The 23,409-nt window shown below is 63.7% G+C and carries 19 protein-coding genes; 8 read left to right on the forward strand and 11 right to left on the reverse strand.

The window, feature by feature from the left end; genetic code table 11:
• Positions 1-4: 4 nt before the first annotated feature.
• From LMTR13_RS06265 to LMTR13_RS06310, 10 genes are all read right to left on the reverse strand, one after another.
• Positions 5-448: an SRPBCC family protein gene (locus tag LMTR13_RS06265; protein ID WP_065727127.1), complete on the reverse strand. Its 444-nt coding sequence runs from the start codon at positions 446-448 to the stop codon at positions 5-7.
• Position 449: 1 nt separating this feature from the next.
• Complete coding sequence (locus LMTR13_RS06270; protein WP_057842976.1) at positions 450-887, reverse strand: SRPBCC family protein; 438 nt, start codon at positions 885-887, stop codon at positions 450-452.
• Positions 888-896: 9 nt separating this feature from the next.
• Complete coding sequence (locus tag LMTR13_RS06275) at positions 897-3,794, reverse strand: flotillin family protein (protein WP_065727128.1); 2,898 nt, start codon at positions 3,792-3,794, stop codon at positions 897-899.
• A gap of 24 nt (positions 3,795-3,818) precedes the next feature.
• On the reverse strand, positions 3,819-4,652 hold the full coding sequence (locus tag LMTR13_RS06280; RefSeq protein ID WP_065727129.1) for a phosphoenolpyruvate hydrolase family protein: 834 nt from the start codon (positions 4,650-4,652) through the stop codon (positions 3,819-3,821).
• 2 nt (positions 4,653-4,654) lie between these two features.
• Complete coding sequence (locus LMTR13_RS06285; protein WP_065727130.1) at positions 4,655-6,886, reverse strand: ABC transporter permease; 2,232 nt, start codon at positions 6,884-6,886, stop codon at positions 4,655-4,657.
• Positions 6,879-7,661: an ABC transporter ATP-binding protein gene (locus LMTR13_RS06290; RefSeq protein ID WP_065732471.1), complete on the reverse strand. Its 783-nt coding sequence runs from the start codon at positions 7,659-7,661 to the stop codon at positions 6,879-6,881. The genes LMTR13_RS06285 and LMTR13_RS06290 overlap by 8 nt, the downstream gene beginning before the upstream one ends.
• Positions 7,654-8,736 carry a branched-chain amino acid ABC transporter permease gene (locus LMTR13_RS06295; protein ID WP_065727131.1) on the reverse strand — a complete coding sequence of 361 codons (1,083 nt, stop codon included), beginning with the start codon at positions 8,734-8,736 and terminating at the stop codon, positions 7,654-7,656. Before LMTR13_RS06295 ends, LMTR13_RS06290 begins: the two co-directional genes overlap by 8 nt.
• 1 nt (position 8,737) lies before the next feature.
• On the reverse strand, positions 8,738-9,748 hold the full coding sequence (locus LMTR13_RS06300) for a branched-chain amino acid ABC transporter permease (RefSeq protein ID WP_065727132.1): 1,011 nt from the start codon (positions 9,746-9,748) through the stop codon (positions 8,738-8,740).
• Positions 9,749-9,877: 129 nt separating this feature from the next.
• Positions 9,878-10,705, reverse strand: coding sequence for an AraC family transcriptional regulator (locus LMTR13_RS06305; protein ID WP_065727133.1), 828 nt, complete (start codon positions 10,703-10,705; stop codon positions 9,878-9,880).
• Positions 10,706-10,834: 129 nt separating this feature from the next.
• On the reverse strand, positions 10,835-12,085 hold the full coding sequence (locus tag LMTR13_RS06310) for an ABC transporter substrate-binding protein (protein WP_065727134.1): 1,251 nt from the start codon (positions 12,083-12,085) through the stop codon (positions 10,835-10,837).
• Positions 12,086-12,700: 615 nt separating this feature from the next.
• Between LMTR13_RS06310 and LMTR13_RS06315 the strand changes: the two genes are divergently transcribed.
• A complete protein-coding gene (locus tag LMTR13_RS06315) occupies positions 12,701-13,468 on the forward strand; it encodes an SDR family oxidoreductase (protein WP_065727135.1) in 768 nt (255 codons plus the stop codon).
• Positions 13,469-13,616: 148 nt separating this feature from the next.
• Here the strand turns inward: LMTR13_RS06315 and LMTR13_RS06320 are convergent, their stop codons facing one another.
• Positions 13,617-14,588 (reverse strand): LysR family transcriptional regulator, encoded by a 972-nt coding sequence (locus LMTR13_RS06320; protein ID WP_197521015.1) that lies wholly within the window; start codon positions 14,586-14,588, stop codon positions 13,617-13,619.
• Positions 14,589-14,737: 149 nt separating this feature from the next.
• Between LMTR13_RS06320 and LMTR13_RS06325 the strand changes: the two genes are divergently transcribed.
• The 7 genes from LMTR13_RS06325 to cbbX all read left to right on the forward strand — a co-directional run bounded on the left by LMTR13_RS06325 (position 14,738) and on the right by cbbX (position 22,811).
• Complete coding sequence (locus tag LMTR13_RS06325) at positions 14,738-15,775, forward strand: class 1 fructose-bisphosphatase (RefSeq protein WP_065732472.1); 1,038 nt, start codon at positions 14,738-14,740, stop codon at positions 15,773-15,775.
• A 13-nt stretch (positions 15,776-15,788) separates the two neighbouring features.
• Complete coding sequence (locus LMTR13_RS06330) at positions 15,789-16,664, forward strand: phosphoribulokinase (protein WP_065727137.1); 876 nt, start codon at positions 15,789-15,791, stop codon at positions 16,662-16,664.
• Positions 16,661-18,697, forward strand: coding sequence for a transketolase (tkt, locus tag LMTR13_RS06335; protein ID WP_065727138.1), 2,037 nt, complete (start codon positions 16,661-16,663; stop codon positions 18,695-18,697). Before LMTR13_RS06330 ends, tkt begins: the two co-directional genes overlap by 4 nt.
• Positions 18,698-18,730: 33 nt before the next feature.
• On the forward strand, positions 18,731-19,816 hold the full coding sequence (fba, locus tag LMTR13_RS06340; protein ID WP_065727139.1) for a class II fructose-bisphosphate aldolase: 1,086 nt from the start codon (positions 18,731-18,733) through the stop codon (positions 19,814-19,816).
• Between the two features lie 55 nt (positions 19,817-19,871).
• Positions 19,872-21,332, forward strand: coding sequence for a form I ribulose bisphosphate carboxylase large subunit (locus LMTR13_RS06345; protein ID WP_065732473.1), 1,461 nt, complete (start codon positions 19,872-19,874; stop codon positions 21,330-21,332).
• A gap of 12 nt (positions 21,333-21,344) precedes the next feature.
• Positions 21,345-21,764, forward strand: a complete 420-nt coding sequence (locus tag LMTR13_RS06350; protein ID WP_065727140.1) for a ribulose bisphosphate carboxylase small subunit — start codon at positions 21,345-21,347, stop codon at positions 21,762-21,764.
• 153 nt (positions 21,765-21,917) lie between these two features.
• Positions 21,918-22,811 carry a CbbX protein gene (gene cbbX / locus LMTR13_RS06355; protein WP_083219415.1) on the forward strand — a complete coding sequence of 298 codons (894 nt, stop codon included), beginning with the start codon at positions 21,918-21,920 and terminating at the stop codon, positions 22,809-22,811.
• Positions 22,812-23,409: the final 598 nt, after the last annotated feature.

Raw genomic sequence — 23,409 nt, forward strand, 5'->3', positions numbered from 1 at the left:
GCTTTCATGCGGCCTCCTTCAGGTGCCGGCGAATGGCGTCGAAGCCGGCTTGATAGATCTGTTCCGCGACCATCTGCGTCAGGCGCTCGGCATCGGCAGGCCGCGCGGTGAACCTGGATTCCCAATGCCAAAACGTGCGATCGCCGTCGGTGACCGGCAGCAGCCGGACATGGGCAACATAGTTGAACATCGGAATCGGCGTGTCGAGCAGGCAGTAGCTGAAGGTCTGTTCGAGATCGGATAGCGCCAGCAACTGTTCGCGCAGCTCCGAGCCGTCCTGCAGCTTGAAGCGCCTGATACAGCCGATCTTGTCGGCGGCCTGTGCGCGCTCGATCGTGCTGGTGGCGACCTCGGGATGCCAGCGGTCGTGGCCGTTGAAATCGCGCAGCGCATTCCAGACCGCGCCGGTCGGCGCGTCGAGGATCGTGCTTTTGACGATATGCGGCACGCTAGCCTCCGAAAGCGCGCTTGAGCGCGTCGAATCCGCCCTGGAACACGCCTGTGCCGATGTTGCTGACGAGTTCGTTCTCGCGCTCGGGCGCGCAGTCGAACTCGGCAGTCCATTCCAGAAAGGTCTGGTCGCCGTCGGTCACGGGCGTCAGCCGCAGCGTTGCAACGTAGTTCTCCACGCCCATCGGCGACTCCAGGATGGAGTAGGTGCAGAACATGTCGTAGTCGGAGAGCCCGAGCAGCTTTTCGCGGATACGATCGCCGTTGCGCAGGCGAAAGTCGCGCACGCATCCGATCTTGTCCGCGGGCTCGCCGCCCTCGATGCGGCTCTCCGCAATCGCGGGATGCCAGTTCGGCAGGCCGTTGAAGTCGCGCACGCGCGCCCAGACGCGGTCGTTGCGGGCGTTCACGACGGTGGAGACGTAGACGCGGGCCATGGCGTGCTCTCAACCCTTCTTGCGCGGTCCGCGTTCGGCGGGAGGCTCGCCGGCGGCAGGCGCGGCCGGGGACGCGTCGGATTTGCCCGGACCGGCCTTGCGCGTTGCCTCCTTGATACCCTGCATGTCGCGCGCCTCGCGAATGAGGCCGGGCATCTTGGCTAGGCTGCCGCCCTCGACACCGATGTCCGACAGGATGGAATCGATCAGCGGCGCCTGCACCCGGTAGCGCAGCGCCGAGTCGATCACCTCGTCGGTGGCGCTGCGGCCGCCGCCACCGCCGACGCCATTGCCGTTGAGGCCATCGACCTGAAGGATGCGGATACCCTCGATCTTTTCCATTGGCTTGACGCTTTCGCGCACGATGCCCTCGATACGGTCGAGCAGCTTGCGGCGGAACAGCGAGTAGCGTGCCTGGTCGGTGAGTACGTTCTCGGCCTCGTTGAGCAGCCGCTGCGCCTCGGCTTCGACGGCGGCTCGCACGCGCTCGGCGTCGGCCGCGATACGGGTCTCCTCGGCCCGCTTCTCTGCGAGCAGCACCTCGACGGTCTTTTGTCGTTTGGCGATCTCGCTTTCGCGGGCGGTAACGACGCGCTCGGCCGCCTCGGTGGCGCGCACCCGCGCATCCTCGGCGGCCACCTTGGCGGCGGACTCTTCAAGCGATTTCTGGTACAGGGCAATGGCCTTTTCCATCAGCGCCGTTTCGACGTCCTTTTCGCGATTGACCTCGAGTTTCCGCAAGTCCCGCTCGCGGCCGATCCGGGCTTCGTCGAGGCCGCGGTCGGAGGCGATGCGCGCCCGCTCGACTTCCTCGCGGGAAGCGATCTCGGCTTCCTGCAGCGCCTGGACGCGGCCGACTTCGAGCTGTTCGATCGCGCGCCGGCGTGCCAGCCGGGCGGCCTCCAGCGCCTGTTCGCGCGTGACGTCGGTGGTCTCCACTTCCTTGCGGGCGTTGATCTCGGCCTGCTTGACCTGGCGATCGGCGTCGATGCGCTCGGAGCGCTTGGCGGCAAGCGCAATCACGCGCTCCTCGTCGGCGATCTCGACCGCCTTCTTCTGATCGATATTGAGCACCTCGCGGGTCTTCGACGAGGCGATGCGTTCGGCCTCAAGTGCAAGTTCGACCTCGACGCGCCGCCGTTCGATCGCGTCGCGCCGCCTGAGTTCGGCGGCCTCGATGGCTTCGGTGCGGTCGATCTCCAGTCCTCTGGTTTCCTTTTCGGCCCGGATGCGCTGGGCGGCGACGACCTTCTCCTGGGCAATGCGCGCGGCTTCGATCGCTTCGCGCGAGGCGATGTCGGCTTCCTCGACAGCGCGGTTGCGCGCGATTTCAAGCGAGCGAACGCGCTCCTCCTGGGCGATGCGGGAGGCTTCCGTTGCCTCGCGCGCGGAAATGCCGGCGACTTCCAGCGCCTGGTTGCGTTCGATTTCCAGCTTGCGCGTGGCGTGCTCGGAACTGATCCGTTCGGCGGCGAGAGTCCGCTCGCGGGCAATCCGCGCGGCTTCGACGGCCTTCTGCGCCTCGATTTCGGCCTCCTGGATGGTGCGCACCTGCGCAATCTCCAGCGATCGCGTGCGCTCGTCGGAGGCGATGCGCTCGACATTGACGATCGTGGTCTGGGCGATGCGCGCCTTTTCGGTCGCCTCGCGCGCCGCGATCTCGGCTTCTTCGACCGCGCGGGTGCGCTCGATTTCGCGCCGGCGGGTTTCCTCCTCGTTGGCGATCCGTGCATCGGTGACCGCGCGATCCTGCTGGATACGCGCTTTCTCGACCGCTTCACGCGCTAAGATCTCGGCTTCCTCGACGGTGCGTGTGCGCTCGATGTCGCGCTGGCGTACTTCGCGCTCGGAGGCGATGCGCGCGGTATCGACCGCGCGCTGATTGGCGATCTTGGCCTTTTCGATTTCCTCGCGCGCCAGCAGTTCCCTTTCCTCGACCGCGCGCGTGCGTTCAATCTCGCGGTGCCTCGTTTCGCGCTCGGAAGCGATGCGGGCTTCGGCGATGGCGAGCTCGTTGGCGATGCGGGCCTTCTCGATCGCCTCGCGAGCGGAAATCTGCGCCTGTTCGGCCTCGGTCTCGCGCAGCGCGCGTTCGCGTGCCACTTCCGTGCGTTGCAGTGCCCGGCGCATCTCGATGTCGCGTTCCTGTTCGAGGCGGGCGGTCTCGCTCTCGCGCTCGATCTCCAGTGCCTGGCGCTCGGCTTCGAGGTTGCGGGTGCGGATCTTGATCATCGAATCCTGTTCGATGTCGTTGCGCAGCTTTCGCCGGGCCTCGATGTCCTCCATCAGGCGGGTCAGACCCTCGGCGTCGAACCGGTTCGACGGGTTGAAGTATTCCAGGTCGGTCTGGTCGAGGTCGGTGATGGCGACCGACTCCAGTTCAAGTCCGTTCTGGGCAAGCGCTTCAGCGGCGGCGGCCTTGACGCGGGCGACATATTCGCCGCGCTGCTCGTGCATCTGCTCCATGGTCATTTCGGCGGCCACCGACCGGATCGCGGAGACGAACTTGCCGGAAAGCAGGGCGTGCAACTGCCCCGGCTCGAGCGTGCGCCGCCCGAGCGTCGCGGCGGCGATCGCGACGGCTTCACGGGTCGGCTGCACGCGCACGTAAAAGTCGGCCTCGATGTCGATCCGCATGCGGTCGCGGGTAATCACCGCATCATGCTTGGCCCGCACGATGCCCATCGGCAGCACGTTCATGTTGACGGGCGTGTAGTCGTGAATGAACGGCAGCACAAAGGCGCCGCCGTTGATCACCACGCGTTCGCCGAGCAGACCGGTGCGGACGAAGGACACTTCCTTCGACGATCGATGATAGAGCCAGTTCACGACATAGACGACGATGGCGATCACGACGATCGCGACGATCAGCCAGAGGATCAATTCGCCAACCAGATTCCCCGACATCTCTTCCTCCCTTTGGTCTCGGCGTTATCGCGCGCCGATCGCCTTGAATTTGCGTACCTGTTCCGTCAGCGCCCGCTCCACCGGCAGGCGCTCCATCGAGGATGCGCCGTAAAAGCCGTGGCACTTGCGCGTGTGTTTCATGATGAAGTCTGCGTCGGCCGGCTCGGCGATGGGACCGCCATGGGCCAGCACCAGTATGTCCGGATTGACGCTCAGCGCCGCTGCTGCCCAGGTGTCGATCTGCTCGGGGCAATCTTCGAGCTTCGGGGCGGTGTGCGCGCCGATCGCGCCGCCGGTGGTCAGGCCAAGATGGCAGACGATGATATCGGCGCCGGCGATCGCCATTGCCGCGGCTTCGCTCTCGTTGAACACATAGGGTGTCGTCAGCATGTCCTTGTCGCGCGCCTTGGTGATCATGTCGATCTCCAGCGCATAGGACATTCCGGTTTCCTCGAGATTGGCGCGGAATACGCCGTCGATCAGGCCGACGGTCGGAAAGTTCTGCACGCCGGCAAAGCCCAGCGCCTTCAACTGATCCAGAAAGCTGTCCATGTCGCGGAACGGGTCGGTGCCGTTGACGCCGGCCAGCACCGGTGTTTTCGTGACGACCGGCAGCACTTCGCCGGCCATCTCGACGACGATCGCGTTGGCATCGCCATAGGGCATCAGGCCGGCGAGGGAGCCGCGTCCTGCCATGCGGTAGCGGCCGGAATTGTAGATGACGATCAGGTCGACGCCGCCGGCTTCCTCGCATTTGGCCGACAGGCCAGTGCCGGCGCCGCCGCCGACGATCGGCTCGCCCTTGGCGGCCATGTTGCGAAACTTCTTCAGGATCGCTGAACGTTCGAACTTCGCCATGGTCACCTCGCGACTTTCCGACGTGTCCCCGGGCGTCCGACCAGAGGACGGAGCGCGTTGACGATGGCGGATGCAAATTCGGGATCGTTGATGTGGCGCTTGATGCGGATGAGCTGGCGGTTGCCGGTCTGGCGCACGCTGCGTTCCAGCGCCGTAAACAGTGCCGCGTCCGCTTCGGGATCCCAGAACGGCTGGCTAGGGGCGTCGAGTGCGGAAACGCCGCCCTCCGGCAGGAAGAAGCGCACCGGGCCGTCCATCCGGTTGAGCTTCTCGCCGATCCAGCGCCCGATGCGGTCGTTCTCCTCCGGCGTGGTGCGCATCAAGGTCACCTGCGGATTGTGAACGTGGAACTTACGCTGGCGATAGCGCCCAGGGATCGTATCGGGCGCACCGAAATTGACCATGTCGAGCGCGCCGGCCGAGCCGATGAACGGCACGCGGCTGCGGATGATCGCGCCAAACCGGTCGTCGGTTGCCGGGAACACGCCGCCCATCAGGAGATCGCAGACTTCCGTCGTCGTGAGGTCGACGACGGCCGCGAGCATTCCGGAATCGACCAGCTTTTCCATCGAGCGGCCGCCGACGCCGGTGGCGTGGAAGACGAGGCACTCGAAATCGTTGCGCAGATCGGCCGCGATCTTCTGCACGGCCGGCGTCGTCACGCCGAACATGGTGATGCCGACAGCGGGCAACGCAACCCGTGCGTTACGCTCGACCGCGCCTTGATTTTCGAGACGCGCCTTCACCATGCCGGCGATGGCGTTGGCGCCGTTGGCGAGCACGGCGCGCGAGATCGAATTGAGGCCCTGCACGTCGGTGACCGAATACATCATCGTGATATCGGCAGGCCCGACATAAGGGCCGACATCTCCCGACGCGACCGATGAGATGATGAGTTTCGGCACGCCGACGGGAAGGGTGCGCATCCCCGGCGCGACCAGCGAGGCGCCGCCGGAGCCGCCGGCCGAAATGATGCCCGCGACATTGCCCTGACGGCGCAGCCAGTTGGCAAAGGCGTCGGCCATCGCGGTCACCGACGCGCCGCGATCGGCACCGAACACGCTTGATCCGCCGCGTCCGTGGTTGAGCGCGATTTCCTGTGCGGGGACATCGCAGGTGGAGAGCTTGCCGCTGGTGGAGACGTCGACCAGGCGTGTCCGCAAACCGTGACCGGCGATGACGTCACGAATGAAGCGCAGCTCCTCGCCCTTGGTGTCGAGCGTACCGACGATCAGCACGACGGGCGGCCCCGATACGCTTTGTACGCTCGCGCCGGTCGGACGCTTTTGCCGGGCTGCGTTTTCGATCCGCGTGACTCCGGTGGAGAGCGTGCGCGCGGCTGCCTCGATGCGCGCAATGGGCACCGGCTGCGACCAGCGTGTCGGCAGCGTGGGATTGGAGACATAGATCCGGATTGGCGCTGCGCTCGACGCACGCGGCGGTGCGGGATGCGCCTTGGCCTCGGCGCCTGCATCGGCGGGTTCGATATCCGTTTCCGGCTCGACGCCGTGGACGCCGACGCCAAGCAGACGTTGTTGCAACTCGCGGTCGGCGGCAAGGCGCGCGGAATCGATGATGCGGTTGACGCGGCCATTGACCATGATCGCGACGTTCTTTGAAATCGCGGTGGCGACGCCGATATTCTGCTCGATCACGAGCACCGAGATGTCGCCGTCTTCGGCAAGTCGCACCAGCATTTCCTCGACCTGGGCGACGATGACGGGCGCAAGCCCCTCGGTCGGCTCGTCCATGATGAGAAGATGCGGATTGGTCAGAAGCGCGCGCGAGATCGCCAGCATCTGCTGTTCGCCGCCCGAGAGCTGGCCGCCGCCATGATCCTTGCGTTCGGCAAGACGGGGAAACGTCTCGTAGATGCGATCGATGGTCCAGGCGCCGCGCCGCATCCCGGCGGCCAGCGCCAGATGTTCGGCGACGCTGAGCGAGCGCCACAGCCGACGCCCTTGCGGAACGTAGCCGACACCGTGCTGCGCGATCCGCGCCGGGCTAAGGCGGGTGATATCCTCGCCGCGAACACGTACAGAGCCGCCGCTCGCCCGCAACAATCCCATGATGGTCTTGCACAGCGTGGTCTTGCCCATGCCGTTGCGGCCAACCACCGAGAAAACGCCTGCATCAAGGGTCAAATCGACGCCCTGCAGCGCATGGGAGTGACCGTAATAGACGTCGAGGCCCCGGACTTCGAGAGCAGGCGCTGAACGGCGGAAGTCACTCATGCCCGGCCCCCAGATAGAGTTCCTGCACCTCTGGGTCGGCTTCGATCTCGTGCGGCAGGCCTTCCTTGAAGACACGGCCGTTGTGCATCATCGTGACGCTTTCGACGACGCGCAGTGCGACATCCATGTCGTGCTCGATGATGATGTAGCCGATGTGGGCGGGAAGCGACGTCAGGATATCGATCAGTTCGCGCCGCTCGGTGGGGGAGAGGCCCGCGGCCGGTTCGTCGAACAGGATAAAGCGCGGAGCGCCGGCGAGCGCGAGCGCGATTTCGAGCTGGCGCTGCTGGCCATGGGCGAGTTCCGCGACCCGCTGCTCCCTCACAGGCGTCAGATGCACCGCCTGGATCAGCGCCTCGGCCGCATGCATGAGGGCGTCGTTCGCGCCCGGACGCAGCGGCGAGAATCGCCCGCGAGAAACGCCGCGGCAGGCGAGGTAGACGTTGTCTCTCACCGTAAGGCCGGGAAACAGCGCCGATATCTGGTAGGTGCGGCGCAAGCCGCGCCTGATACGTTCATATGGCGGGAAGTGGGTGATGTCCTCGCCGAAGAAACGGATGGTGCCGGAGGAGGGCGGAAAGTCCCCGGTCACGCAATTGAACAGCGTGGTCTTGCCGGCGCCGTTGGAGCCGAGCACGGCGCGGCGTTCGCCCGGGCGAACCGTGATGGTGACGTCGGTCAGCGCCGCCAGCGCGCCGAACAGCCGCGTCACGCCGCGCAGCTCCAGCGCGGCGCCGGCGCCGACGGCCGAAAAGCGTGGCGCGGCGCTATCCATGGCCATGGCCTCCGCCCCCGCGTTTGTCGATGGTCGCCGCGCCGCGGCGCCAGCGCTCCCACAGTCCGATCATGCCATCCGACGACCAGAACACGATGGCGAGGAAGCCGAGGCCGATCAGAAGTCGGAAGCGGTTGCCGTCGAGACCGAGCTTGACCAATAGATCGAGCGCGAAGGTACGCAGGATGACGAAGATGAAGGCGCCGATGAAGGGCCCGACGGGGCGGGTGATGCCGCCGACTACGGCAATAATCAGGATATCGATGCAGGCGCCGACGCTGACCGAGCCGGGTGAAATCTGCCGGTAGTTCCAGACCTGCAGGACGCCGCCGAGCGCTGCGATGAAGGCCGCGAAAGCATAGGCTGCCACGCGGTGCGCATTGACATTGTAGCCGAGCGCCGCCATGCGGCGGGGATTGTCGCGCACGCCCTGCAGCGCGAGGCCGAAAGGCGCGCGCGAGACATATTGAACGGCGAAATAGCAGAACGCCGCGACGCCCAGCGTGACGTAGTAGAACGGAATATCGGAGCGCCAGTCGATGCCCCAGAAACGCGGCGTCGCGACCGTGTTGATGCCGGTATGGCCGCCGAAGATCGCCCAGTTCTGGTTGGTGAAATAGTAGAAGGCCGCACCGATCGCGAGCGTGATCATGATGGTGTAGATGCCTTCGGTGCGCACCGCGAGCGCGCCGCCGAGGGTGCCGAAGGCGGTCGCGAGCACCAGCGCCATCGGCGTTGCGAGCCACCACGGCCAGCCGAGGCTGATATTGGTGTTGGCACTCATGCCGAACACCGCGACCATGTAGGCGGCAAAGCCGGCGACGGTGAGCTGCATCAGGCTGACCATGCCGCCATAGCCCGCCAGGAACATCAGGCTGAGCGCGACGGTCCCGAGGATCAGCGTCGTCGCGAAGATCTCGATCAGGAAGAAGCCGTTGGCGATGAACGGCATGATCAAGAGGATCACCGCCACCAGCCAGACAGCCGGCTTGTTGAATTCCGGCCATGCCAACAGCGCCGCGCGCGCTTCTGCCGGCTGACTGGTCTGAGGATGGGCGCCCTGGACCAACGACATGTCAGCGCCTCGCAAGGAGGCCCTGCGGCCGCAGCGCCAGCACCAGCACCATGATGAGGAAGGTTACAACGATGGCGTAGGTCGGGATGTAGACGGAGCCGAGCTGCTCGGCGAGGCCGATGATGACGGCGCCCAGCGCCGCACCCGGGATCGATCCCATGCCCCCGACGATGACGACGACGAGGGAGGCGAGCAGAAAGCGGGTGTCCTCGCCGGGCGAAAGCGACTGGAAGGTTCCGCCGACGACGCCCGCGATGCCGGCAAGGCCGGCGCCAAGCGCGAACACGGCAACGAAAACGAGCTGGATCGGCACGCCGGTCGCCGCGAGCATGTCGCGGTCATCGACTCCGGCGCGTACCATCATGCCGACGCGGGTCCGGTTGAGCGCCAGCCACATCGCGATGCCGATCACGATCGCCGCGACCAAGATCACGAGCCGCACCAGCGGATAGCGCAGATAGACCGCCTCGCCCGACGATTTGACCGCTGTGACCAGCGGCAAGTCGATCGGGCCGATCAGCCAGCTTGGGGTCTGGATCTGATAGAAATCGCCACCGAATGCCCACAGCATCAGATCGGCAAACACGATCGAAAGCCCGATCGTGACCATGGTCTGGCGCAGATCCTGTCCTTCCATGCGGCGGAAGACGGCGATCTGCAGGACGATGCCGACCAGCGCCACTCCCAAAAATGCGATGATGAAACCGAGGATCCAGGAACCGGTCCACGCACTGATGGCGTAACCGATGTAGCCGCCGAACAGATAGAGCGAGCCATGCGCCAGATTGACGTTGCGCATCAGGCCGAAGATGAGCGTGAAGCCGCTGGCCACCAGGAAGTAAAGGCTGCCGAGCGTGATGCCGTTGAACAGGGCGTTGAGAAAGACCCGCTTCCTGCCGATCGCCTCTTCGAGGCCGGGTGGCCAGACGGCAAGGATCAGCCACAGCAGCACCGCGACCGCGATCAGCAGGATCAGCGCCCATGCCGGATGGCGTTCGATGAATCGTGTCACGGTAGCAGCCCGGCCGTCGCCATACCGTCCTCCCAGACGCCGCGGCCGTTTCGGCTCGCGTTTTGGGCCATCCTAACGGTGCCTCGGACCTTGCACTTGATTGTCAGTATCTTTTCGCGCCTGTTGCGCTCAGGGACGCAAGACTTTGGCGGCGCGGCGGTATTCGGTCGGCGCCATCCCGACATTGGCCGCGAAGAAGCGGGTGAAACCGCTCTGGGAAGAGAAGCCGAGATCGAAGCCGATATCGGCGATCGGCACCTCGGTCGCGACCAAGGCGTCCAGCGCCTGTTCCATGATCAGTGTATTGAGATAGAGGTTCGGCGTGACGCCGGTCTGGGTGCGGAACAGCCTGTAGAAGTGCGGACGTGACAGCCCGGAGGCCCGCGCGATCGAATCCAGCTCGATCTCGGCACCCGGGCTTTCGGACATCAGCTTGATGGATTTGCGGACGCGAAAGTCGGTGACGGCGGTGGCGGTGCGCGTCTCCTGCACCGGCTCCGATCGCTGCCAGCTTTCGTCATAACAACTGTCGATCAACTGCCTGAGCTCGCAGTCTAGGCTGCTTAGCGAAGGCGCTCCGCACACCAGCGCGGCAGAGCGGCGAATATGCCTGTCGAGCGTGGCCGTACGCTTGAAGCAGGTGCGGCCGAACCGCAGGCTGTGGGCGCGGGCCGCATCGGGGGCGAACCATTCGGCGTTAACGTAAAGAACGAAGAAGATCGCCCCGTTCTCCATGTCTGTCGGGACAAAATTGTGTGGTTCCCAGGGGTTGACGGCAACAATGGAGTCCTCCGCGAGCAGCCATCGCTCATCGCACACATCAATGCGGGCTGGCGTTCCACCGACATGAAAAATCAGGTGCCCTTCGCGATGCGCGTGCATGTTGAAGGGGCGGTTCAACTGATAGACCGTCGCGCGACCGAACCGGCCGTGGAAGACGGCGAGAGCCTTGCTCATGCCTTCCCTCCCGCGGGATGTTCTTGCTTTTTGAACCAGCGTTCAACATCCGCCGCGAGAATGCAAGGGAAGATCACGTCCAGCCCGGGGCCCCGGCACGACCGGGGCCCGTTCGCAAATGCGAAGAGGTCAATACTTCTTGCACTCCGGAACCGTCCGACTCGGCAGCCCGATCTTGGAGAACACTGCCGGGTCGTAGCCGAGTGTCTGGTTCACGTTCGGAATGACCTTCACGACCTTGCTGAACAGGGCCCCTTTGCCGTCGTCGACCACTTCGGTGACGAAGTTGGTTCCGATGGCCTGGCGGTTGGAGTCGAGCTTGATCTTGCCGTTTGGCGCGTCGAGCTCGATCTTGGCGAGCGCTTCCTTGAGCTTGGCCTGGTTGTTGCTGAGATCGCCGTTGACCTGACGCAGTCCGAGGATCAGCGCCATCGTCGAGTTATAGTAGTTGGTGGCGAGCAGCGACGGGCTCGGGAACCGCTTGTTCGGCGGGAAGGCGTCCTGATAGGCCTTCACGAACTTCTGCCAGCCTGCATCCTCCCACGTATCGGCCTGGCCGCTGGCGGCGATGGTGCCGAGCAGCGCATTCTTGGCGTTGCCCTTGGCGGAGAGGATGGTCTGGTCGACCATGATCGAGCCGCCCATGAGGTGGGCCTTGCCGCCGGCCTGTTGATACTGGTTCAGGAAGTTGACGGCATCGGCGCCGCCAAGGCCGAGATAGATCGCGTCGACATCGTCGGGCAGGGCGGCAATGACGGAGGCAAAGTCCTTCGTGCCGAGCGGAACCCATTGCCGGTTGGTGACCTGTCCGCCGGCACCGCAGAACTCCAGCACCAGCCCGAACACCTGGGTGTAGATGAACGAATAGTCTTCGCCCACCGTCGCGATCTTCCGATATTTCTTGGTCTCATACGCGTATTTGCCGAGGCCGACCTGCCACTGGGCGCCGTCCATGTTGTAGCGGAAGAAATTCGGCGCCGGGTCGACATACGTCGTTTCCTGCGCGCCTGAAGCGGCGTTCACAAAGGTCAGTTCCGGACGCGTCTTGGCAAAATTCTTGACCGCGATGCCTTCGTCGCCGGACAAGGGTGAAAGCAGGATCTGGACCTTATCCTGTTCGATCAGCTTGCGCACGGCGCGGACAGCGGAGTCGGGCGTCGCATCCGTGGAGGCGATGATGAATTCGATTTCCTTGTCGCCGACCTTCTTGCCGAGCGTGTTGATCGCCGTTTGATGTCCGCGGATTCCGTCCTCGCCGAGCACCGTATAGGTGCCTTCGAGCGTCGCGGTGACGCCGACCTTGATCTTCTCTTGAGCGACGGCGGCGCCGGAAAGCAACAGGCTGCTCAGCGCGACCAGTCCCGCACAGCTTTTAAACATCGAACCCCTCCCTTTGTATCGCCAGTTTTTGTATCGTCAGGTCGCTCCAAAATCGCCATGCCGCGGTTTGCATGGCGACCGGGACCGCCGGGCGAAAGCTAACCGATGACTGGGGCGGGGCGCGCAGCTTCACCCGCTACAACTTGACCGGTAGTCTCATTTTGCATGTTGCGCCGCGACGAGATTTGCGGTGATTCAGGGGGGCAGTGATTCATGGCGTGGTCCGCAGCGACGAAGCAATAAGTCTCTGATTTCACTGGCAGCCGCGCCAGGACTGGAGCCGCGACCGGCCCGTAGGATGCGTCCGCTGACTTCGCCGGAAAAGGAAATCCGACGATCTTCTCAAGCCGCTTGGCCCGCTGCAGCTACGGCAGCGGCCAATATCCATGCGCGCGTTCCGGCGAGGCGTTCAGCATCACGCTGGAAGGCCAACATGCGCCGCAATTCCGCAGCAAGGCAATCCTTCATTTCGGATGATGTGCGGGTTTGGCTTGACCGCGGCATGCGGTATTTCTACGTCCATTCGGATGCGTTCTTTGCATCGGACCGGCAGACGTCAGGACGATGCTCGGACGGTCCATCCGACCCGCCTGCACGCATGGAGAAGGTCCCGCCGTGGCATTTGAACTGTTCAATCTGGCCGGCAAACGAGCGCTGGTCACCGGATCGTCCCAGGGAATCGGATTCGCCATCGCGCGCGGGCTCGCAGAGCATGGCGCCTCCGTCGTCCTGAATGGACGGGAGCGCAACAAACTCGAGGCTGCCGCCGCGAGCTTGACCGCGGCCGGGCACAACGTTGCGGTGGCCGGGTTCGATGTCACCGTCGTCGAGGATGTCCGCGAAGGCGTTGCGGCGATCGAGCGGACGAATGGGACGATCGATATTCTCGTCAACAACGCCGGCATGCAGTTTCGCACGCCGCTCGAGGATTTTCCGGCCGAGAAGTGGGAGCAACTGCTCAGGACCAATGTATCGAGCGCCTTCTACGTCGGTCAGGCCGTCGCGCGGCACATGATCCCGCGCAGAAAGGGCAAGATCATCAACATCGCCTCCGTTCAGAGCGAGCTGGCCCGCCCGGGCATCGCCCCGTACACCGCCACCAAGGGAGCGATCAAGAACCTCACCCGCGGCATGTGCGCCGATTGGGCCAGGCACGGGCTGCAGATCAATGCCATCGCGCCGGGTTACTTCAAGACCCCGCTGAATCAAGCGCTGGTCGACGATCCGCAGTTTTCAGCATGGCTGGAAAAGCGGACGCCGGCCTCGCGCTGGGGCAACGTGGACGAATTGATCGGCGCCGCCGTTTTTCTGTCGGGAGATGCCTCGTCCTTCGTCAACGGGCATACGCTTTATGTCGACGGCGGTATCACGACCTGTCTTTGATTATTGACGCGTCGTTGCAGTTCGAGGGAGCTGCATTTCGCTGCTGCTGTTGATCGCGCTCGCTGAGACTGCACCTGCGGCGTCTTCACGAAATTGTAGCGTCCGGCAATCAACGCCGGGCAGGACCCGAACCTGCAACCAGAGCAGGTCAGGCGCGCTTGGCACGGCCTGACGGCCGGGTGAGACGCAGCCGGCGATGGGTGCGGGGCAGAAACTGCCTGCCCTTGGCACTGAGGAAATCGAGCATCGCCTGCGCTGGCGGCAGCAAGACCTTGTCCTTGCGCGCAAGCGCGAACCACTGCCGCACGATCGGCAGGCCGTCGACGTCGAGGGTGACCAGGCGCCGTTCGTCGAGCTCGGTCGCGACCGTGTGTGCAGAGAGGAAGGCGATGCCGAGCCCTGCGATCACCGCCTGCTTGATGGTCTCATTGCTGCTCATGGCGAGGCCGATCTTGGGGCGGATGCCCGACGTCTCGAACAATTGCTCCATCAGCCCGCGCGTGCCGGATCCCGGCTCGCGCGTCAGGAAGGTTTCGCCGGCGAGCTCGCGTGGCGCAATGCTGGATTTTCGCGCCAGCCGATGCGCGGTCGGCGCGATGATGACGTGGGGATGATCGCCGATCAGGTGGACGTTCATGTCGATGTCCGCAGGCGGGCGGCCCATGATCGCGAAGTCGAGATCGTAGCCGCGCAGCGCTTCGCCGACTTCCTGGCGGTTGCCGATCGAGAGCGTGATTTCGACGTTCGGATAGAGCTTCGAGAATCCGGAGATCATGAACGGCACGAAATATTTCGCGGTCGAAACCGCGCCGATCGAGATGCGGCCCGCGGTCTTTCCCGCCATCATCTCCAACGTGGTCTCGCAGTCGGTGATCGCCGCCTCGATGCGGTCGGCGAGCGCCAATACCTCGCGCCCGGCATCCGTCAGCAGCATGCCGTCGCCGGTGCGCTGGATGAGTGGCAATCCTGCGACCGCCTGCAGGTTGCGCAACTGCAGCGTTACCGCGGGCTGTGTCAGGTACAGTTGCTTCGACGCCGCGGTAACCGACCGGTGCTTCTGCACGGCGGCCAGCGCGCGCAACTGGCGGATGGTCAATTCCCGCAACAATCGCCCGGCCATGGGCACGCCCTCCATTATAATAAAAACTTTGCCCAGGCCAAAGATAACAAAATTTCCCTAATTCGGCAAATTGCGCTTGCTTGAGAGCGCGCGTCGCCAAACTCGGCGGACGCTTCGACAGCGCCGAGAGAGCGCACCGGGAGACCGCCATGGACGAACGCGTGACGCTGCGTTCACATCTCGATAAGTCTATTGCGCAGATCCCGCATGGCGCGGCGGTCGGTGCGGTGATCGAGGCCATTGCCGCCGCTGCAATCGAACTCGCGGCACTGATTGCAGATGGGCCGCTCGCCGATATCACCGGGCAGGATGGCGGCATCAATACCGACGGCGACCGGCAGAAAGACATCGATATCGTGGCCGACGAAATGATGCGGCGTGCGCTGCGCGGCGCGCCGGTGGCGGCGATCCTTTCCGAGGAGGCGGCGCTGCCGGAAACCTTCCGGCCCGATGCGCACCTGTGCGTTGCGATCGATCCGCTCGACGGATCGGCCAATCTCGAAAACAACATCTCGATGGGCACCATCTTTTCGATCCGCCCAAGAGGCAACGACATCCTTTCGACCTTCTTTGAGCCCGGCACGGCACAGTGCGCGGCAGGATTTTTCGTCTACGGTCCGCAAACTACTTTCGTCCTCGCGCTCAACGCGCGTGTCGATATCTTCATTCTCGACAGGCGCGCGGGAGAATTTCTGCTGATCCGGCAGGCCGTGCAGGTCGCACGCGATACGCCGGAGTTTGCCATCAACGCTTCCAATCGGCGGCACTGGCATGGTCCCGTTCGCGCCTACATCGATGAATGTCTCGCCGGCACCAGCGGTGGCGGTGAGGCGGACTTCAACATGCGCTGGATCGGTTCGCTGGTTGCGGAATCGCTTCGCATTCTGGCGCGCGGCGGCGTGTTTCTCTATCCGGCCGATGCCCGCCCCAGCTATCGCGAAGGCAGGATTCGCCTGCTGTACGAAGCCCATCCGATGGCGCTGGTAATGGAATGGGCGGGCGGCGCGGCATCGACCGGGCGGCGGCGAATTCTGGAACTGGGGGCGAGAACACCGCATCAGCGGGTGCCGCTGATCATGGGTTCGTTGCGTGGCGTGCGCGACATCGCCACCATTCACGAGAGGATCGAGCCGATGTTCGACAATAGCGATGCGCCGCTGTTCGCGCGGCGCGGCCTGTTCCGCTGACGGGGGCACTAGGATGTCGCGGGCTCATCCCATCATATCGATTACGGGTTCGTCGGGCGCCGGCACCACGTCGGTGAAGAAGACGTTCGAGCAGATCTTCCGCCGCGAAAAGGTGGTTGCGGCCTACATCGAGGGCGATGCCTTCCATCGTTACAATCGTTTCGAGATGCGCAGCAAAATGCTGGAGGAGGCCGAGCGCGGCAACAAGCATTTCAGCCATTTCAGTCCGGAAACAAATTTGTTCGAGGAACTCGAAAGGGTGTTTCGCGACTACGGTGAATCCGGCACCGGAACGACGCGCCATTACGTCCACGACGACGAAGAGGCGAAGCTCTACGGCGCCAAACCGGGCACATTCACCGAATGGACCCAATTGCCGGAAGGGTCCGACCTGCTGTTTTACGAGGGGTTGCACGGCGCGGTCGTGACCGACAAGGTCAACGTGGCGCAGCATGCCGATCTCAAGATCGGCGTCGTGCCGGTGATCAACCTGGAATGGATCCAGAAGCTGCATCGCGATCGTCGCGACCGCGGCTATACCGCTGAGGCGGTGACCGACACCATCCTGCGGCGCATGCCTGATTACGTGAACTACATCTGTCCGCAGTTCGCCGAGACCGATATCAATTTTCAGCGCGTGCCGACCGTCGATACGTCGAACCCGTTCATCGCGCGGTGGATTCCGACGCCGGATGAATCGATGGTGGTGATCCGTCTCAAGAATCCGCGCGGGATCGATTTTCCCTATCTGCTGTCGATGATTCCGCACAGCTTCATGTCGCGCGCCAATTCGATCGTGATCCACGGGGCCAAGCTCGACCTGGCGATGCAACTCATCCTCACTCCACTGATCCTGCAACTGATGGAACGCAAGAGGCGCACGATATGAACGCTCCCGCTCTATCCCGCATGGCCAGCCGTCCGGATCTGGCGCACGCAGAGATGGCCAACGCGATCCGTTTCCTGGCAATCGACGCCGTCGAGAAGGCCAAGTCCGGTCATCCGGGCATGCCGATGGGCATGGCCGACGTCGCGACCGTTCTGTTTTCGCGCTTCCTCAAATTCGATCCGACGGACCCGGCGTGGCCGGATCGCGACCGCTTCGTGCTGTCGGCCGGCCATGGCTCGATGCTGCTGTATGCGCTTCTGCACCTGACCGGGTACGAAGGCATGACGCTGGACGAACTCAGGGCATTCCGGCAATGGGGGTCGAAGACGCCGGGACACCCCGAATATGGCCATACGGCGGGCGTCGAGACGACCACCGGACCTCTCGGGCAAGGCATCGCGACCGCCCTCGGCATGGCGCTGGCTGAGCGGCTGATGAACGCGCGCTTCGGCGACGATTTCGTCGATCATTATACCTATGTGATCGCCGGCGACGGTTGCCTGATGGAGGGGATCAGCCACGAGGCGATCTCGCTGGCCGGGCATCTCAGGCTCAATCGCCTGATCGTGCTGTTCGACGACAACGAAATCTCGATCGACGGCGCCACCTCACTGTCATGCTCGGATGATCAGCTCGCACGGTTCAGGGCCGCGGGGTGGTCGGCCAGCCGAGTAGACGGCCACGATCCCGAAGCGATCGCGGCCGCGATCGAGCGGGCGCGCAACAGCGACCGGCCGTCGCTGATTGCCTGCCGTACGATCATCGGCTTCGGCGCCCCTAACCGTCAGGGAACGGACAAAGTCCATGGCGCGCCGCTGGGTGGCGAAGAAACCGCCAAAACGCGCGAGGCGCTGAACTGGCCGTACGCGCCGTTCGAGATCCCGGAGGCCGTCCTCGCGCTGTGGCGTCAGGCAGGCCGCCGCGGGCATGCCGCCCGCCGTTGCTGGATCGAACGGACCAGGCGTCTGAGCGCTGATTCCCGTTCGCCATTTCACGATGCGCTGAATCGCAACCTGCCGTGCAGCTATGCGGAAGCGATGACAAAGCTGCGTGATGACTTCGCGACCGAGCGGCCGAATATTGCCACCCGGCAGGCGTCGCAGCGCGTGATTGATGCAATCGCCGAGGCGCTGCCCAATCTGCTCGGTGGCTCGGCGGACCTCACCCATTCCAACCTGACGCGGGCCAGGACCCAGCAGCCGGTACAGCCCGGCTCGTTTGAAGGCAGCTATATTCACTATGGGGTCCGCGAGCACGCCATGGCGGCGGCAATGAACGGCATGGCGCTGCATGGCGGCTTCATCCCCTATGGCGGTACGTTCCTCAGCTTCGCCGATTACAGCCGTCCGGCGATCCGGCTGGCGGCGCTCATGAACATTCGTGTCATCCATGTGATGACGCACGACTCCATCGGACTGGGCGAGGATGGTCCCACCCATCAGCCGGTCGAACATTTGGCATCGCTTCGAGCGATCCCCAATCTGCTGGTTTTCCGACCGGGCGATGCCATCGAGACCGCCGAGGCCTGGGACTGCGCGCTGCGGGCGCAGGCCAGTCCATCGGTGCTGTGTCAGTCGCGGCAAGCGCTGCCTGCCTTCCATGAAGGCGGTGGTGACAATCTGGTCGCGCGCGGCGCCTATGTCGTCGTCGAGCCGGAGGGCGGACGCGATGTCACGCTGATCGCGACCGGATCGGAGGTCTCGATCGCCATCGAGGCTGCGAAAACGCTCGCAAAGGATAGTGTCCGCGCGGCCGTCGTCTCGGCTCCATGCTTCGAGCTGTTTCGCCAGCAATCGCGCGAATACCGGTCGGAGGTTCTTGGAGACGTCCCGCGGATCGGCATCGAAGCCGCGGTCGAGGGCGACTGGGCGCGCTGGCTCGGCGACGGCGGCGAATTTGTCGGTATGACCGGCTTTGGCGCATCTGCGCCGGCGGAAACGCTCTATCGCGAATTCGGCATCACCGCGAACGCCGTTGCAATAGCGGCGATGCGCTGCATCGCGCGCTCCAGAATGACGGCAACCTGGGCATGACGATCACACGAGAACAATGACACGGAGGCTGCGATGGCGCTGATAACGCTGAGGCAATTGCTGGATCATGCCGCCGAGCGCGGCTACGGCGTGCCGGCATTCAACATCAACAATATGGAGCAGGGCCTTGCCATCATGGAGGCCGCGGCTGCCGTCGATGCGCCCGTCATCATCCAGGCCTCGCGCGGTGCGCGCTCCTATGCCAACGACATCATGCTGGCGAAGATGATCGATGCGCTGGAAGAGATGTATCCGCAGATCCCGCTCTGCCTGCACCAGGATCACGGCAACGAAGAGTCGACTTGTGCCACCGCGCTGCAGCACGGCTTCACGTCGGTGATGATGGACGGCTCGCTGATGGCCGATGCCAAGACTCCGGCGAGCTACCAATACAACGTCGACATCACCCGCCGCGTCGTCGACATGGCGCACTGGATCGGCGCCTCGGTCGAAGGCGAACTGGGCGTGCTCGGCTCGCTGGAGCATGGTGGCGGCGAGCAGGAAGACGGCCATGGCGTCGAAGGCGAGATCAGCCACGACCAGTTGCTGACCGATCCGGATCAGGCGGTCGATTTCGTTCGCTCCACCAAGGTCGATGCGCTGGCGATCGCGATGGGGACTTCGCATGGCGCCTATAAATTCTCGCGCAAGCCGGACGGCGACATTCTTGCCATGCGGGTGGTCGAGGAAATCCATCACCGGCTGCCCAATACGCATCTGGTGATGCACGGCTCTTCCTCGGTGCCGCAGCCGCTGCAGGACGCATTCAACCAGTTCGGCGGCGAGATGCCGCAGACCTGGGGCGTGCCGGTCGAGGAAATCGTCCGCGGCATCAAGCACGGTGTCCGAAAGATCAATATCGATACCGACTGCCGGCTGGCGATGACCGCGGCGTTCCGCAAGGTCGCAACGCAGAGCAGGAGCGAGTTCGACCCGCGCAAATTTCTGAAACCGGCGATGGATGGCCTGCGCGATCTTTGCCGCGAGCGCTTCGAGCAATTCGGCACGGCGGGACATGCGTCGCAGATCAAGGTCGTTCCACTGGCCGAGATGGCAAGACGCTACCGTTCGAGCGCACTCGATCCACAAATCGGAGGAATAGCCGATGCCGCAGAATGAGCTGACGACGCGTTCGATCCCGACCAATCGCCGCACACCACCCAAGGAGGCCGATATGAACATGCACTCGATGACCGTCCGCGGCAAGGATCGCTATAAATCCGGCGTCCTCGAATACAAGAAGATGGGTTATTGGGAGCCCGACTACGAGCCCAAGGACACCGACATCATCGCGCTGTTCCGCGTCACGCCGCAGGACGGGGTCGATCCGATCGAGGCGTCGGCCGCGGTCGCCGGCGAATCCTCGACCGCGACCTGGACCGTGGTGTGGACCGACCGTCTGACGGCGGCTGAGAAATACCGCGCCAAATGTTTTCGCGTCGATCCCGTGCCGAACTCGCCGGGGCAGTATTTTGCATACATCGCCTACGATCTCGACCTGTTCGAGAACGGGTCGATTGCCAATCTGTCGGCCTCGATCATCGGCAACGTGTTCGGTTTCAAGCCGCTGAAGGCATTGCGGCTCGAGGACATGCGGCTGCCGGTGGCCTATGTGAAGACGTTCCAGGGGCCTGCGACCGGCATCGTGGTCGAGCGCGAGCGCATGGACAAGTTTGGCCGACCGCTACTCGGTGCCACGGTGAAGCCGAAGCTCGGCCTATCCGGGCGCAACTACGGGCGCGTGGTCTACGAGGCGCTGAAGGGCGGTCTCGACTTCACCAAGGACGACGAGAACATCAACTCGCAGCCGTTCATGCATTGGCGCGAGCGGTTTCTCTATTGCATGGAGGCAGTCAACAAGGCGCAGGCGGCGACCGGCGAGATCAAGGGCACCTATCTCAACGTCACCGCCGGCACCATGGAAGACATGTACGAGCGCGCCGAGTTCGCCAAAGAGCTCGGCTCGATCGTCATCATGATCGATCTCGTGATCGGCTACACCGCGATCCAGTCGATGGCCAAATGGGCCCGCCGCAACGACATGATCCTGCATCTGCATCGTGCCGGGCATTCCACCTACACGCGGCAGCGCAGTCACGGCGTCTCGTTCCGGGTGATCGCAAAATGGATGCGGCTTGCCGGCGTCGATCACATCCATGCCGGCACCGTGGTCGGCAAGCTCGAAGGCGATCCGGCGACCACGCGCGGCTATTACGACATCTGCCGCGAGGACCATAACCCGATGCGGCTGGAGCACGGCGTGTTCTTCGACCAGCATTGGGCCAGCCTCAACAAGCTGATGCCGGTCGCGTCCGGCGGCATTCACGCCGGGCAGATGCACCAATTGCTCGATCATCTCGGCGAAGACGTGATCCTGCAGTTTGGCGGCGGCACCATCGGGCATCCGATGGGCATTCAGGCCGGCGCGACCGCCAACCGCGTAGCGCTGGAAGCGATGATTCTCGCGCGCAATGAAGGCCGCGACTATCTGCACGAGGGGCCCGAGATTCTCGCCAAGGCTGCAGAGACCTGCACGCCGCTGAAATCGGCGCTGGAGGTCTGGAAGAACGTCACCTTCAACTACGAATCGACCGATATGCCGGACTACGTCCCCACGCCTTCGGTCGCGACGTAAGGAGCGGAAATCATGCGCATTACCCAAGGCTGCTTCTCGTTTCTGCCCGATCTCACCGACGAGCAGATCTCCCGTCAGGTCCAGTATTGCCTGGAGAATGGATGGGCGGTGAACATCGAATTCACCGACGATCCGCATCCCCGCAACAATCTCTGGGAGATGTGGGGATTGCCGATGTTCGATCTCCGCGACGCCGCCGGTGTGATGATGGAGCTGAACCAATGCCGTAAGGTGTATGGTAACAGCTACATCCGCCTGTCGGCGTTCGATTCCAGTCACGGCTGGGAATCGGTGCGGCTGTCCTTCATCGTCAACCGACCGAAGAAGGAACCCGGCTTCCGCCTCGAGCGGCATGAAGTTGCTGGCCGCAACATCCGCTACACGACCAGGTCCTACGCCGCTGACCGCCCGGAGGGCCGGCGTTACGGTTAGCAAGTTACCCGGTCCGACAGACGAGTTCTCCCTGATCGTGCCTTTCGTCTGCCGGATGCACTGCTCCGTCGCTGTGAAAGCGGCGGCGGAGTTTTTTTCAGACCGCGCATGCATTGCGTCGAGGTTTGCCAGATGGACATGGATACCGCCGACATGACAGACATGGTCAACCTCCGCGAGGAGCTCGAAGCCGTCGGCATTGAGGAAATCCTCACGCAGCTCGACCGCGAGCTGATCGGGCTAGTGCCCGTGAAAACCCGTATCCGCGAAATCGCATCGCTCTTGCTGATCGAACGTATCCGCAAGCGGCTTAATCTGACGTCGGAGGTGCCGACATTGCATATGTCGTTCACCGGCAATCCCGGCACCGGCAAGACCACGGTGGCGCTGCGGATCGCCAGCATTCTCCACAGGCTCGGCTTCGTGCGTCGCGGCCAGGTGGTGTCGGTTACCCGCGATGAGCTGGTTGGACAATATATCGGCCACACCGCGCCCAAGACCAAGGAAGTGCTGAAGAAGGCGATGGGCGGCGTGCTGTTCATCGACGAAGCCTATTATCTCCACCGGCCCGACAATGAACGCGATTACGGTCAGGAAGCGATCGAGATCCTGCTGCAGGTGATGGAATCCCAACGCGAGGATCTGGTGGTGATTCTCGCCGGCTACGGCGACCGAATGGATAAGTTCTTCGCCAGCAATCCCGGCTTCCGCTCCCGCATCGCCCATCATATCGATTTTCCCGACTATTCCGAGCCTGAATTGCTCGCGATCGCCGAGCTGATGCTGCGCGACATGAACTACAAATTCAGCGCCGATGCGCGTGAAGCGTTCATCCGCTATATCGCGCTACGCAAGATCCAGCCGCTGTTCTCGAACGCCCGCTCCATCCGAAACGCGCTGGACCGCATGCGCCTGCGCCAGGCCAATCGCCTCGTCGCCGATCTCGATCATGTGCTGACCGCTGACGACATCATGTCGCTGCAGGCATCGGACGTGCTCGCGAGCCGGGTCTTTCTGAAGGACAAGGCGACGGCTGGCTCGGCGTGAAGCGCGACGGCGCGTCCAATTCCGGAAAAAGGGGGGTGATGGGATCGACAGCGCGCCTCGCCGGAGCGTATCGTTGCGGTGCAGCGTTCCGGTGCGGTGATCGGCGTGGCTTGCCGAGCCGTAGCTCGCGTGCCGCACAGCCCGCCTTCGCCAATAGGGCTCCGGCGCGGCAGCTTTCCTCGCTTCGCGAGCGAAGGCTGGTGCGCCCGGCAGGGTTAGAACCTGCAACCCGACCGTTATGAGCGGGAGGGATATCCGCCAGATTCGTTGATTTTGCTATGGTTTCGGTCGATTCAGCCGGGTTCATTGCGCTTTGTCGAGGCCGTTTCCGGTGCAAGGCTGGTGCGGTAACGCGGAGGGGTTGCAAGGCCATCGTTTTGCATCATTTGTCATTTCTCTTGCGAGACGTCAGGCGTTCACTGCGAAGTTGGCTTTGAGGTTCTCGAGCCGGTGGGGCGGATCCGCCCAACACGTGTCGAAAACGGATACAGAATGGAGGTGGCTCGATCCTGGCGATCACGGGAGCTGCCAGCTTGCCGAGCCGAATCGCGAAACAGCTTCCGCCGTTCCTGCACCCCCTAACGTATAGGGCCTTGTT

Origin of the sequence: Bradyrhizobium icense (genome assembly GCF_001693385.1) — a bacterium.
GTDB lineage: Bacteria > Pseudomonadota > Alphaproteobacteria > Rhizobiales > Xanthobacteraceae > Bradyrhizobium > Bradyrhizobium icense.